This is a genomic window from Cellulomonas sp. IC4_254, from assembly GCF_011603975.1.
In the GTDB taxonomy this organism is placed as follows: Bacteria; Actinomycetota; Actinomycetes; order Actinomycetales; family Cellulomonadaceae; genus Cellulomonas.
The window spans coordinates 39,258-51,619 of the sequence record NZ_JAANNB010000004.1; the positions used below are offsets into that span (position 1 = coordinate 39,258).

General features: G+C 75.0%; 12 protein-coding genes. 5 read left to right on the forward strand and 7 right to left on the reverse strand.

Features of this window, described 5'->3' with window-relative positions; all coding sequences use genetic code 11:
* Positions 1-49: 49 nt before the first annotated feature.
* The gene (locus G6556_RS00975; RefSeq protein ID WP_346774643.1) at positions 50-1,606 is read left to right on the forward strand and encodes a UDP-N-acetylglucosamine 1-carboxyvinyltransferase; all 1,557 of its coding nucleotides are present in this window, start codon (positions 50-52) and stop codon (positions 1,604-1,606) included.
* Between the two features lie 71 nt (positions 1,607-1,677).
* Here G6556_RS00975 and guaB read toward each other — a convergent pair whose 3' ends face one another.
* The 3 genes from guaB to G6556_RS00990 all read right to left on the reverse strand — a co-directional run bounded on the left by guaB (position 1,678) and on the right by G6556_RS00990 (position 5,146).
* Complete coding sequence (guaB, locus tag G6556_RS00980) at positions 1,678-3,207, reverse strand: IMP dehydrogenase (RefSeq protein WP_166937767.1); 1,530 nt, start codon at positions 3,205-3,207, stop codon at positions 1,678-1,680.
* Positions 3,208-3,289: 82 nt separating this feature from the next.
* Positions 3,290-3,985 carry a response regulator transcription factor gene (locus G6556_RS00985; protein WP_166937769.1) on the reverse strand — a complete coding sequence of 232 codons (696 nt, stop codon included), beginning with the start codon at positions 3,983-3,985 and terminating at the stop codon, positions 3,290-3,292.
* 102 nt (positions 3,986-4,087) lie between these two features.
* Entirely contained in the window at positions 4,088-5,146 is a 1,059-nt protein-coding gene (locus tag G6556_RS00990; RefSeq protein ID WP_166937771.1) for a MerR family transcriptional regulator, read from the reverse strand.
* A 346-nt stretch (positions 5,147-5,492) separates the two neighbouring features.
* On the opposite strand from G6556_RS00990, the gene G6556_RS00995 reads away from it, so the two are divergent.
* The gene (locus G6556_RS00995; protein WP_147794312.1) at positions 5,493-5,795 is read left to right on the forward strand and encodes a WhiB family transcriptional regulator; all 303 of its coding nucleotides are present in this window, start codon (positions 5,493-5,495) and stop codon (positions 5,793-5,795) included.
* A gap of 438 nt (positions 5,796-6,233) precedes the next feature.
* Here G6556_RS00995 and groES read toward each other — a convergent pair whose 3' ends face one another.
* Positions 6,234-6,530 (reverse strand): co-chaperone GroES, encoded by a 297-nt coding sequence (gene groES / locus G6556_RS01000; RefSeq protein WP_166937773.1) that lies wholly within the window; start codon positions 6,528-6,530, stop codon positions 6,234-6,236.
* A gap of 250 nt (positions 6,531-6,780) precedes the next feature.
* Between groES and G6556_RS01005 the strand changes: the two genes are divergently transcribed.
* Both G6556_RS01005 and G6556_RS01010 read left to right on the forward strand, forming a co-directional pair.
* A complete protein-coding gene (locus G6556_RS01005; RefSeq protein WP_166937775.1) occupies positions 6,781-7,980 on the forward strand; it encodes a class I SAM-dependent methyltransferase in 1,200 nt (399 codons plus the stop codon).
* Complete coding sequence (locus G6556_RS01010) at positions 7,977-9,125, forward strand: glutamate--cysteine ligase (protein ID WP_166937777.1); 1,149 nt, start codon at positions 7,977-7,979, stop codon at positions 9,123-9,125. The genes G6556_RS01005 and G6556_RS01010 overlap by 4 nt, the downstream gene beginning before the upstream one ends.
* 60 nt (positions 9,126-9,185) lie before the next feature.
* Here G6556_RS01010 and tsaD read toward each other — a convergent pair whose 3' ends face one another.
* Complete coding sequence (gene tsaD / locus G6556_RS01015; RefSeq protein ID WP_166937779.1) at positions 9,186-10,244, reverse strand: tRNA (adenosine(37)-N6)-threonylcarbamoyltransferase complex transferase subunit TsaD; 1,059 nt, start codon at positions 10,242-10,244, stop codon at positions 9,186-9,188.
* Between the two features lie 106 nt (positions 10,245-10,350).
* On the opposite strand from tsaD, the gene G6556_RS01020 reads away from it, so the two are divergent.
* Entirely contained in the window at positions 10,351-10,995 is a 645-nt protein-coding gene (locus G6556_RS01020; RefSeq protein ID WP_166937781.1) for a malonic semialdehyde reductase, read from the forward strand.
* 73 nt (positions 10,996-11,068) lie between these two features.
* Here G6556_RS01020 and rimI read toward each other — a convergent pair whose 3' ends face one another.
* Both rimI and tsaB read right to left on the reverse strand, forming a co-directional pair.
* A complete protein-coding gene (gene rimI / locus G6556_RS01025) occupies positions 11,069-11,611 on the reverse strand; it encodes a ribosomal protein S18-alanine N-acetyltransferase (protein ID WP_166937783.1) in 543 nt (180 codons plus the stop codon).
* Positions 11,608-12,327, reverse strand: a complete 720-nt coding sequence (gene tsaB / locus G6556_RS01030; RefSeq protein ID WP_166937785.1) for a tRNA (adenosine(37)-N6)-threonylcarbamoyltransferase complex dimerization subunit type 1 TsaB — start codon at positions 12,325-12,327, stop codon at positions 11,608-11,610. Before tsaB ends, rimI begins: the two co-directional genes overlap by 4 nt.
* Positions 12,328-12,362: the final 35 nt, after the last annotated feature.

Sequence of the window (12,362 nt, forward strand, 5' to 3'; positions counted from 1 at the left end):
ACGTCGTCGCGTGACCCTGACCAACCCGACGACCGGAGCCGTCCCGACGGTGACCTCGTCCATCCCTGTCGTCACCCCCACCCTCCCCGAGCAGCTGGCCCACGTGGGCTCGCTCGTCCGGTCCGCGCGCCGCCACCGCGGCCTGACGCAGACCCAGCTCGCCGAGCTCCTCGGCACCAGCCAGTCCGCCGTGCACCGCATCGAGCAGGGCGCGCAGAACGTCAGCCTCGACATGCTGACCCGGATCGGCGCCGCGCTCGACTCCCCGATCGTCACGCTCGGCGGCCCGCAGCACACCCACCTGCGGGTGCGCGGCGGCCAGCGGCTGTCGGGCCGGCTCGACGTCAACACGTCGAAGAACGGCGCCGTCGCCCTGCTGTGCGCCTCGCTGCTCAACCGCGGCACCACCCGGCTGAAGAACGTCGCGCGGATCGTCGAGGTCGACCGGATCGTCGACGTGCTGCGGTCCGTCGGCGTGCGCGCCACCTGGTCGGCCGACGGCCGGGACCTCGAGATCGTCGTGCCGAAGGACCTCGACCTCGAGGCCATCGACGTCGACGCCGCCCGCCGGACCCGGTCGATCATCATGTTCTTCGGCCCGCTCCTGGGCCAGCAGGACGAGTTCCGGCTGCCGTACGCCGGCGGCTGCGACCTCGGCTCCCGCACCGTCGAGCCGCACATGATCGCGCTGCGCCCGTTCGGCCTGTCCGTGACCGCGAGCGGCGGCCGCTACCTGGCCCGCGTGACCGACCCCGGCACCGAGAACCTGTCGATCGTGCTCACCGAGCGCGGCGACACCGTCACGGAGAACGCGCTCATGGCAGCCGCCCGGCGGCCCGGCGTGACCACCATCCGCAACGCCAGCCCGAACTACATGGTCCAGGACCTGTGCTTCTACCTGGAGCTGCTGGGCGTGCGCGTCGAGGGCATCGGCACGACGACGCTCCGCGTGCACGGCAAGGCCGAGATCGACGCCGACGTGGAGTACGCGGTGTCGGAGGACCCGGTCGAGGCGATGAGCCTGCTGACCGCCGGCATCGTCACCGGCTCCGAGATCACGGTCGGCCGGGTGCCGATCGAGTTCATGGAGATCGAGCTCGCGACCCTGTCCGAGATGGGCCAGCGCTACACGCTGTCCGAGGAGTACACCGCGCACAACGGCCGCACCCGGCTGGTGGACATCACGGTGCACCCGAGCGACCTGCGGGCACCGCTGGACAAGATCCACCCGATGCCGTTCCCCGGCCTCAACATCGACAACCTGCCGTTCTTCGCGGTGATCGCCGCGTGCGCGACCGGGTCGACGCTCATCCACGACTGGGTCTACGAGGGCCGGGCCATCCACCTGACCGACCTCACCCGGCTCGGCGCGGACGTGCGGCTGCTCGACGCGCACCGGTTGCAGGTCTCCGGGCCGACCCGGTGGTCCGGGGCCGAGGTGTCCTGCCCGCCGGCGCTGCGCCCCGCCGTCGTCATCCTGCTGGCCATGCTGGCCGCGAAGGGCGAGAGCGTGCTGCGCAACGTCGACATCATCGCCCGCGGCTACGAGGGGCTGCAGGAGCGGCTCGTCGAGCTCGGCGCGCAGATCGAGACGTTCCGGGACTGACCCCGCCGGACGCGGAAGGGGCCGGGTGCGATCCGCACCCGGCCCCTTCCCGCGTCTCAGCGCACGACGAGTCAGCGCACCGTGTAGTTCGGCGACTCCGAGATCATCTGCACGTCGTGCGGGTGGCTCTCCTTGAGCCCCGCCGGCGTGATCCGGACGAACTTGCCGCGCTGCTGCAGCTGCGGGATCGTGCGCGCGCCGACGTAGAACATCGACTGGTGCAGGCCGCCGACCAGCTGGTGCGCCACCGCCGCGAGCGGGCCGCGGTACGGGACCTGGCCCTCGATGCCCTCGGTGATGATCTCGTCGTCGGTCAGGTCGCCCTGGAAGTACCGGTCCTTCGAGTACGACCGGCGGTCGCCGCGGCTCTGCATCGCGCCCAGGGACGCCATGCCGCGGTAGCGCTTGAACTGCTTGCCGTTGACGAACACCAGGTCGCCCGGCGACTCGTCGCAGCCCGCGATGAGGCCGCCGACCATGACGCTGTCCGCGCCGGCGACGAGGGCCTTGGCGATGTCGCCCGAGTACTGCAGGCCGCCGTCCGCGATGACCGGGACGCCCGCGGGCTTCGCGGCCAGCGAGGCCTCGTAGACCGCCGTGACCTGCGGGACGCCGACACCGGCGACCACGCGGGTGGTGCAGATCGAGCCCGGGCCGACGCCGACCTTGACCGCGTCCACGCCCGCGTCCACCAGCGCCTGCGCACCCTCGCGGGTGGCGATGTTGCCGCCGATGACCTGCACGTGCTTCGTGGCCGGGTCGGACTTGATCCGGCGGACCATGTCGAGCATCAGCCGGGCGTGGCCGTTCGCGGTGTCGACGACCAGCGCGTCCACGCCGGCCTCGACCAGCGCGGTGACGCGGTCCCAGGCGTCGCCGAAGAACCCGACGGCCGCGGCCACGACCAGGCGGCCGCTCGCGTCCTTCGTGGCCAGCGGGTACTGCTCGGACTTCACGAAGTCCTTGACGGTGATGAGGCCCTGCAGGCGGCCGTCCGCGTCGACCAGCGGCAGCTTCTCGACCTTGTGCTTGCCGAGCAGCGCCGCGGCGTCGTCGTTCGAGATGCCGACCGGGCCGGTGACCAGCGGCATCGACGTCATGGTGTCGCGCACCCGGCGGGTGGTGAACTCGGCCGGCGGCACGAACCGCAGGTCGCGGTTGGTGATGATGCCCAGCAGGCGGCGGTCGTCGTCCACGACCGGCAGGCCGGAGACGCGGTACTTGGCGCACAGCGCGTCGAGCTCGGCCAGCGTCGCGTCGGGGCCCACGGTCACGGGGTCGGACACCATGCCGGACTCGGAGCGCTTCACGAGGTCGACCTGGTGGGCCTGCGCCTCGATCGACAGGTTGCGGTGCAGCACGCCGATGCCGCCCTGGCGGGCCAGGGCGATCGCCATGCGCGACTCGGTGACGGTGTCCATCGCGGCGGACACGAGCGGGATCGACAGGGAGATCTCACGCGTGAGCCGGGTCGTGGTGTCGACCTCGCTCGGGATGACGTCCGTCTCGCCCGGGAGCAGCAGGACGTCGTCGTAGGTGAGACCGATGAAGCCGAACGGGTCGGCGGGAGCGGCGGATCCAGGGGTGCCCAGGTCGGTCATCCCCCGATGATACGGCCGTCCGTCGAGCGACCCGGCCGCCGCCCGGGGTGACCTGCGCGACGCCGGGGCCGCGCGGCCCGCGTCAGCGGATGAGGCCCTTGCGCAGCCCGATGGCCACGGCCTGCGCGCGGTCGGCGGCGCCGAGCTTGCGGAACAGCCGGCGGGCGTGGGTCTTGATGGTGTCCTCGGACAGGAACAGCTCCTGACCGATCTGCGCGTTCGACCGGCCGTTGCTCATGCCGACCAGGACCTCGACCTCGCGCTTGGTCAGCGAGACCTCGTCGCGGCCGGTGGCCTGCGCGGGCAGCTCCACGCGGGCGACGACCGGGGTCGGGGCGCTGGCGACGGCGCCGTGGCCGTGCGCGACGGCCAGGCCGTCGTGCGGCACCGCGCCCGGGGCGCCGGGGATGCCCGGGCTCGCGAGGATGTGCGCCGCCACCGCGGCGAGCTCCGCGCGGCCGACGTCGGGTGCCAGGTAGCCGCGGGCGCCGAGCGCGATCGCCCGGTCCAGCGCGATCTCGTCGCCGGGCACCGCCAGCATCACGACCGTCGACTGGGACGGGACCGCCCGCAGCCGCCGGATCGCCTCCACGGGGCCCGGGGTGGGCAGGTGCGCGTCGAGCAGCACGATGGTCGGCGGGACCCGCCGGGCCAGCGTGACCAGCTCGTCCACGGACGCCGCCGCGCGCACCGGGGCCAGCGCGGGCACACCGAGTGCCGTCAGGACGATGCGCTCCCGCACCGCCGTCGATCCGTGGCACACCACGACGCCCGCCATCGACCTCCGCCTTCCGCCTGTGCCAGGACCCTGGCGGATCCGGCTTCCTTCCTGTATCGGCCGGATCGGGGCCGACGTTAGCGTCCAGGAAGAACCCAGGTGTCAGGCGGAGACGGCCAGCACCTCGTGGACCAGGCCCGGGACCGTCCGCACGCGGTGCACCTGACGGCCGAGCGGGACGCCGTCGGCGGCCTCGTCCGGCACCATCACGAACACCGGCAGGTCGGCGTGCGCCTCCGTCACCGCGCCGACGAGTCCCAGGTCGGGGGCGGTCTGCTCGCTCAGCAGCACCACCGCCGACGGCGACGTCATGGCCGCGATCTCGAGCAGCCGGTGCCGGCCCGTGGGCCCCGCGACCACGCGCGCGTCGACCCCCGCGTCGGCCAGCGCGCCGGCGAGCACGTGCAGCGACAGCGGCCGAGGTTCACCCGGCGCGGCGAGCAGCAGGACGATCCGGCGGCGCGACGGGTGCCGCGGGACGCGCCCCGAGCGGTCCCGGAGCACCGCGAGCGCCGCGGCGGACACCAGCGCGTCCGGCTCGTCGCCCGGGCGGGCCAGGACGGTGCGCGACGCGATGCCCGCCCGGGCGGGCGCGACGAGGTCCGACCACCAGCGGACCAGGTCCCCGCCGGCAGGCAGCGCGAGCAGGCGGGTCACCTCGGCGGCGTCGGCGCGCAGGGCGGCGTCGGCGCTCACGTCGGGGGTGGCGGCGTCCGGGACGGCGCTGAGGTGGCGCACGGGCGCGGCGGGGTCGCCCGCGCGGGCGTGGTCGTCGTCCTGGTCGCCGGGGTCGGCGCGGCCGGGGTGGGCGCCGTCGGGCTCCGGCGGCGCCGCTGGCTCCGGGAGCGCCCCGGGCGCGCCGTCGCGGGCCAGCCGCGCGGCGTCGGCGGGCGGCACGCCGTCCAGCGTGAGCGAGCGCATGGACATGAGACGGGCCAGGTCGGCCGTGCTGTACCGGCGGTGCGCGCCCGCGGTGTGCTCGGACGGGCCGAGCCCGTAGCGGCGGTCCCAGGTGCGCAGCGTCGCCGGTGCGACGCCCAGGCGTGCGGCCACGGCGGCGACCGTGAGGATCGGCCCGTCAAGCTCGCCGGTGTCGGTCGCGCCGTCGCCGGAGCCGCGGCCGGTGCTACCGGTCGGCCCCTCGTCGTCGCTGTGCTGCATCTCGCCCGTCTCGTCCCTGCCGCCGGTCCCGCGGCCCGTCGTCGATTGTGCCGGGGATCTGGCGCGGTTTCCAGCGGCGGACGGGTGGACCGCGCCAGCATCGGGGCGGTCGTCGGGTGAACCGCGTCGCGAATCGCGCCAGGGCTGGTGAGCGGACTGAATCGGTTCGGGCTGAACCGATTCGCGACACGGTCTTGAACAACTGCTGGCGCGGTTGTACTGTCCTCATCAGTGCAGTTCAGCCGACGCACCAGGGACCTCGGTCCCAGGGAACGGTCGCCGGCCGGGCAGCCCCCCGCACGTCACCAGAACGGCGTCACCGCGCCGCGCAGGATGGAGGACCACCATGGCCGAGATCTCCCGCCTTCCGGGACCCGTGATGGAGCTCTGGGAGTGGCAGTACGAGGGCGCGTGCCGCGACGCCGACCAGGACCTGTTCTTCCACCCCGAGGGTGAGCGGGGCGCCGCGCGCCGCCGCCGCGCCGAGGCCGCCAAGGCCATCTGCGCCACCTGCCCGGTGATCAACGAGTGCCGCGAGCAGTCCCTCGCGGTCCGCGAGCCGTACGGCGTCTGGGGCGGCCTGTCCGAGGACGAGCGCACGGCCGTGCTGGCCGAGCGCGCCGGCCGCACCACCCACCAGGCGATCTGAGCCTCGGCGGCGCGAGCCGCCCGGTGGCCTGAGGGCCGCCACCTGAACGTGGCGACCGAGCGCGGTGCGACACCGCGCGGTCGCCGTCCACGAGCGACGGGGCCCCTCCGCATGCGGAGGGGCCCCGTCGTGCTGTCCGGGGTCCGGCCGCCCGCGCCGCGGCACAGGCCACGCCGGGCACGCCCGGCAGGCCCCGCGAGTGCACATCCGACGCGTCGACTGCACATCCCCTGGGTAGGCGCTCGACGCGTCGGATAGGCACTCGGCGCACAGACGGTCACCCGGCCGGGCGGCGGGTCGGTGCAGGGGCGCCGGCGCGGCGGGGCGGCGGTCCTGCCGACGTGCGTCTCGCGCGCCCCGGACGCGACGAGGGCCCCCTCCGTCCACGGAGAGGGCCCTCGTCAGGCGTCCGCCGGCCGCACGGGCCGGCGGGGGGCGTCACTTGGTGACGACCGCCAGGATGTCGCGCGCGGAGAGGATGAGGTACTCCTCGCCGTCGTACTTGACCTCGGTGCCGCCGTACTTGCTGTAGATGACCTTGTCACCGACCGTCACGTCGAGCGGGACGCGGTTGCCGTTGTCGTCGATGCGACCCGGACCCACGGCCAGGACCTCGCCCTCCTGGGGCTTCTCCTTGGCGCTGTCCGGGATGACGAGACCGGAGGCGGTCGTCTGCTCCGCCTCGAGCGTCTTGACGACGATGCGGTCCTCGAGCGGCTTGATGGAGACCGACACAGCGGACCTCCCCTTCGCGTGTGAGTGCTGCCTGATGTCCGTTGTCGCCCCGTCGGTCCTGCCGTCGTCGCGGGTGCCGGCCGAACTGCGGTGCGCTGGCACTCCCACGAGGAGAGTGCCGATCAGCACTCTAGGAACCCGTTAGCACTCGGTCAAGGCGAGTGCCAACGTCGGCGGGCTCCGCGTCACATCCGTCCGGCCCCGTCGCGGCGCCGGACGCCGGGCCGCGACGCCGTGCGAGGATCGCGGGATGGACGCGTCCGGCCTCGCCAAGCTGCTCAGCCCCGAGGGCTGGGCCCTGCTGTCCGCCCTGCCCCCGTACGACGAGCGGCACGCGATGGCCCTGTCGGAGCGGCTGCGCCGGGACGGCTTCGACGCGGACCTCGTGGCCGCCGCGCTCACCCAGTCCCGGCTGCGCGCGAAGGCGCACGACAAGCTCGGCGAGTTCGCCGACGGCATGCTGTTCACCCCCGCGGGGCTGGAGCAGGCGACCCGGCTGGTCGTGGCCGCCCAGCACGCGCGCCGGTACGCGGCCGCGGGCGTCACGCGGGTCGCCGACCTGACCTCCGGCCTCGGCGCGGACGCGATGGCGTTCGCCGGGGTCGGGCTGCGGGTGCTCGCGGTCGACGCCGACGAGACCACCGCCGCGCTGGCCACGATCAACCTGCGCGCGTTCCCCGAGGCCGAGGTCCGGCACGGCGACGGCCTCGCGGTCGACCTGGCCGCCGAGGGGGTCGACGGCGTGTACGCCGACCCCGCGCGCCGCACCACCGGCGGCAGCCGCGTGTTCGACCCGGCCGCCTACGCCCCGCCGCTCGACGACGTCCTCGCGCTCCGCGACCGCGTGCCCGCCCTCGGCCTCAAGCTCGGCCCGGGGGTGCCGCACAGCGCGCTGCCGGACGACGCCGAGGCGCAGTGGGTGTCGGTGGACGGCGACGTCGTGGAGCTCGGGCTGTGGTTCGGCCCGCTCGCGCCCGAGGGTCCCGGCCGGTCGGCGCTGCTGCTCGGCGCGGGCGGCGGGTCCGCCCTGCTGCGCGCGGCCGCCGAGCCGGTCCGCGCCGAGGTGGGGCCGGTCGGCGGCTACCTGTACGAGCCCGACGGTGCGGTGATCCGCGCCGGCCTGGTCGCGGACGTGGCCGCCGAGGTGCACGGACGGCTCGTGGACAGCACGATCGCCTACGTGACCTCCGACGCGCTGCACGCGACCCCGTTCGCCACGGCCTACCGCGTGCTCGACACCCTGCCGTTCGGGCTCAAGCGGCTGCGGGCCTACCTGCGCGAGCGCGACGTCGGGTCGCTGACGATCAAGAAGCGCGGCACCGCCGTCGTCCCGGAGCAGCTGCGCCGCCAGCTGGACCTGCGCGGCACGACCGCCGCGACGATCGTGCTCACCCGCGTCGCCGGCCAGCAGCAGGTGCTGCTCGTCGAGCCCGTCGGCGCCGCCGCATGACCACGCCGGCCCGGCTGCCGTTCGCGCGGTCCGAGCGGTCGACCGTCGGGATCGAGTGGGAGCTCGCGCTCGTCGACGCCGACTCCGGGGACCTGCGCCAGGTCGCCAGCACCGTGCTCGACGCCGTGCGACCCGCCGGCGCCGCCGAGCACCCCGCGATCAAGCAGGAGCTGCTGCTCAACACCGTCGAGGTCGTGTCCGGGGTGTGCCGCACCGTCGGCGAGGCCGGCGCCGACCTGCAGCGCGCGATCGACGAGGTCCGCACCGTCACCGACCCGCTGCGCGTCGAGCTGATGAGCGCGGGCACGCACCCGTTCGCCCGCTGGGCGCAGCAGAAGGTCACCGACAAGCAGCGGTACGCCACCCTGATCGACCGCACGCAGTGGTGGGGCCGGCAGATGCTGATCTACGGCGTGCACGTGCACGTCGGCATCGAGGACCGGGACAAGGTGCTGCCGATCTCCCGGGCGCTGCTCACGACCTTCGCGCACCTGCAGTCGCTGTCCGCGTCCAGCCCGTTCTGGGGCGGCAAGGACACCGGGTACGCGTCGAACCGGGCGCTGATGTTCCAGCAGCTGCCGACCGCCGGGCTGCCGTTCCAGTTCGAGCGCTGGGACCAGCTGGAGGCGTACGTCGGCGACATGCTGCACACCGGGGTCATCGACGCGTTCGACGAGGTCCGCTGGGACGTCCGGCCGTCGCCGCGGTTCGGCACGATCGAGGCCCGGATCTGCGACGGCTCCCCCAGCCTGCTGGAGGTGACCGCGCTCGCCGCGCTGACGCACTGCCTGGTCGAGCACTTCTCCACGCTGCTGGACCGCGGCGAGGAGCTGCCCACGATCCCGCCGTGGTTCGCGCAGGAGAACAAGTGGCGCTCGGCGCGCTACGGCATGGACGCCATCATCATCACGAACGCGGCGGGCGACGAGGAGCTGGTCACCGACGCCGTCGGGCGGCTGCTGGTCGACCTGGCGCCCGTCGCCGAGCGGCTCGGCTGCGCGGCCGAGCTCGACGCCGTGCGGGTCATCCTGCGCAAGGGCGCGTCGTACCAGCGGCAGCGGGCGGTGGCCCGGCGCAACGCGGGGGAGCTGGACGCGGTCGTGGCGTCGCTGGTCGCCGAGATGCGGGCGGGCCGGCCGCTCTGACGCGGCACCGGGCGCCGCCCGCGGGGCCGACGCCCTCGCCGGCCGGCGGACCCGAGCGCGTCAGACCGTGACGGTCTCCAGCGGCATCGTCGAGTCGACGCCGATCGCGAAGTCCGACGCGGGCAGCCCGCGGCGCACGACCGCAGCGCCCAGGGCGGCGATCATCGCGCCGTTGTCCGTGCAGTACTTGATCGGCGGGATCCGCAGGTCGATCCCGGCCGCCGCGCACCGCTCGGCCGCGAGGTCGCGCAGCTGCGAGTTCGCGGAGAACCCGCCGCCGACGACCAGGGTGTCGACGCCGTGCTTCTGGCAGGCCGCGATCGTCTTGGCGGTGAGCACGTCGGCGACCGAGGCCGCGAACGACGCCGACACGTCCGCCAGCGGGATCTCCTCGCCGGCGTCCTCGCGCGCCTCGACCCAGCGGGCCACGGCGGTCTTGAGGCCGGAGAAGGAGAAGTCGTACGCGTGCTTCGCCTGGTCCTTGGCGGCGGTGAGCCCGCGCGGGAACCGGATCGCCGTCGGGTCGCCCTGGCGCGCCAGCCGGTCGATGTGCGGGCCGCCGGGGTACGGCAGGCCGAGCAGGCGGCCGACCTTGTCGAACGCCTCTCCCGCCGCGTCGTCGAGCGTGGAGCCGAGCTCGTGCACGCCCGTGACGACGTCGTCGATCAGCAGCAGGCTGGAGTGGCCGCCGGACACGACGAGCGCCATGACCCGGTCCGGGAACAGCCCGTGCACCAGCTCGTCGACGGCCGCGTGGCCGATGACGTGGTTCACGCCGTACAGCGGCTTGCCGAGGCCGTAGGCCAGCGCCTTGGCCGCGGCGGTGCCGACGGTGAGCGAGCCGACCAGGCCGGGGCCTGCCGTGACGGCGACCGCGTCGACGTCCGCGAGCGTGACCCCTGCGGTGTCGAGCGCGCGCTCGATGGTCGGGATCATCGCCTCGAGGTGGGCGCGGGAGGCGATCTCCGGGATGATCCCGCCGAACCGGGCGTGCTCGTCCATGGAGGACGCGACGGCGTCGACCAGGAGCTCGCTGCGGTCGGCGTGGGCGCGGACCAGGGCGACCCCGGTCTCGTCGCAGGACGTCTCGATCCCCAGGACGAGGGGCGCTTCAGGCATGCCCCCGAGTCTAGGCCGCGCGCCGCGGTCCTCGGGCGCGCGGAGTGTGACACGGTTCACCCAGGCAACCGGGATGACCGGCGGGTGGTTGCGCATTCAACCGATCATGAGCATCGACACCGCACCGTCGTCCGCCGCCGACCTCCGCGTCCCCCAGGAGGTCGTGGACCTGGTGTTCCGGGACGCCCGCACGGTGAACACGTTCACCGACGGCGAGGTCACGGACGAGCAGGTCCGCGCCGTCTGGGACGTCGTCCGCTGGGGCCCGACCGCGATGAACTCCCTGCCGCTGCGCCTGCTGCTCGTCCGCTCGGGCGAGGGCCGCGAGCGCCTCGTCGACCACATGAACGAGGGCAACAAGGCCAAGACCCGGCGCGCGCCGCTGAGCATCGTCGTCGCCGCCGACGTGGACTTCCACGAGCACCTGCCCCGCCTGGCCCCGCACATGGCCGGCGCGCGCGAGAACTTCGCGGGCGTCGAGGACGTCCGCGCCCGGATGTCCCGCGACAACGCCTTCCTGCAGGCGGGCTACCTGATCGTCGGCCTGCGCGCCGCCGGGCTGCACGTCGGGCCGATGACCGGCTTCGACGCCCCCGGGCTGGACGCCGACCTGCTGGCCGGCTCGGGCTGGCGCTCGATCATGGTGCTGAACGTCGGCAGCGCGCCGGAGGACGTCGAGGGCTTCGCCATGCCGGCCTCGCACCCGCGCCAGGGCCGCCTCGACTTCGAGGACGTCGCGCGCTCCCTCTGACACCCGCGCCCCGCGCGCACGAGGGCCCCGCACCGGAGCACACCGGTGCGGGGCCCTCGTCGCGTCCGGCCGGTCAGGCGCGGCGGCGCATGGTCCAGGCGTCGACGTTCTCCGGCTGGTAGTAGCCCTTGCGCCGGCCGAACCGCTCGAAGCCCGCGCCCTCGTACAGCCGCAGCGCCGGCTCGTTGTCGACCCGCACCTCCAGCAGCACGTCGCCGGCGCCGAGCTCGCGCGCGTGCGCGAGCAGCGCGTCCAGCAGCATCCGGCCGACCCCGCGCCCCTGCACGTCGGGGCGGGTGCCGACGGTCATCACCTGGCCGTCGTACCCGTCGAACCACAGGCCCGCGTAACCGACCAGCTCGCCCGAGGCCCGGTCCTGCGCGCCGACGTACCACCGGCCCGGGCCCGTGATCTCCTCGGCCAGGGACGTCCGGGACCAGGCGCCGGCGCCGAACAGCGCCTCCTCCAGGTCCTCGAGCACGTCGAGGTCCGCGGCGACCAGCGGCCGGAGCACGACGTCGGCGGCCCGTCTCCCGGCGACCTCCGGGGCGGCGGCCTCCGGGGCGGCGGCCCCCGGGGCCGTCCCGTGCGGCGCGTCGTCCGCGGGCGAGGTCATGCGCGCGCCCGCTTCGCGGCGACCGGCGGCACGGCGTCCGGGCGGCGCAGGTAGAGCGGCTCGGTGGGCAGCACGAGGCCCTCCCCGCCGACCGCGAGCCGCGCCAGCGCGACCCGCGCGAGGTCGGCGGCGTCGACGGCGTCCGGGGTGCCGGGGGTGGGCGGCAGCAGGTCCGGGTACAGCGCGGTGCCCGGGCCGACCAGCAGCAGCCCGGCCAGGTCCTGCTCGGCGACGGCGGCCGGGGTCGCGACGGACGGGCCCTCGACGGCCTCGACCGACGGCGCGGTGCCGGCGCCCACGACCGCGCGGTACCGGGCCCAGTAGACCTCCTTGCGGCGCGCGTCGGTCAGCACGAGCACGTCCCGCCCGTCGGGGTCCGGGCCCGCGCCGGACGCGGCGGCCGTGACGGTGGCGAGGGCCAGCGCGTCGAGCGACGACACCCCGTGCACCGGGACGCCGAGCGCCAGGCCGAGCGTCCGGGCGGTGACCAGGCCGACCCGCAGGCCGGTGAACGGCGCCGGCCCGGTGCCGGCCACGACGGCGGTCAGGTCGGTGCGCGCGACGCCCGCCTCGGCCAGCACCGCGTCGAGCAGCGGGGTCAGGGTCTCCGCGTGCCGGCGGGACTCGCCGGTCGACCGGGTGGCGAGGGTGCGGCCGGCGTCGTCGACGACGGCGGCGGACGCGGCGGCGGAGGTGTCGAGCGCGAGGACGGGCACCGGTGGGTTCCTTCGGGTCGGGGGCCGGGGGTCGG

Bases quoted from the DNA above. Each gene is read 5' to 3' on its own strand.
- guaB (WP_166937767.1), bottom strand. From the start codon at position 3,207: ATGACCGACCTGGGCACCCCTGGATCCGCCGCTCCCGCCGACCCGTTC.
- G6556_RS00985 (WP_166937769.1), bottom strand. From the start codon at position 3,985: ATGGCGGGCGTCGTGGTGTGCCACGGATCGACGGCGGTGCGGGAGCGC.
- G6556_RS00990 (WP_166937771.1), bottom strand. From the start codon at position 5,146: ATGCAGCACAGCGACGACGAGGGGCCGACCGGTAGCACCGGCCGCGGC.
- G6556_RS00995 (WP_147794312.1), top strand. From the start codon at position 5,493: ATGGCCGAGATCTCCCGCCTTCCGGGACCCGTGATGGAGCTCTGGGAG.
- G6556_RS01005 (WP_166937775.1), top strand. From the start codon at position 6,781: ATGGACGCGTCCGGCCTCGCCAAGCTGCTCAGCCCCGAGGGCTGGGCC.
- G6556_RS01010 (WP_166937777.1), top strand. From the start codon at position 7,977: ATGACCACGCCGGCCCGGCTGCCGTTCGCGCGGTCCGAGCGGTCGACC.
- tsaD (WP_166937779.1), bottom strand. From the start codon at position 10,244: ATGCCTGAAGCGCCCCTCGTCCTGGGGATCGAGACGTCCTGCGACGAG.
- G6556_RS01020 (WP_166937781.1), top strand. From the start codon at position 10,351: ATGAGCATCGACACCGCACCGTCGTCCGCCGCCGACCTCCGCGTCCCC.
- rimI (WP_166937783.1), bottom strand. From the start codon at position 11,611: ATGACCTCGCCCGCGGACGACGCGCCGCACGGGACGGCCCCGGGGGCC.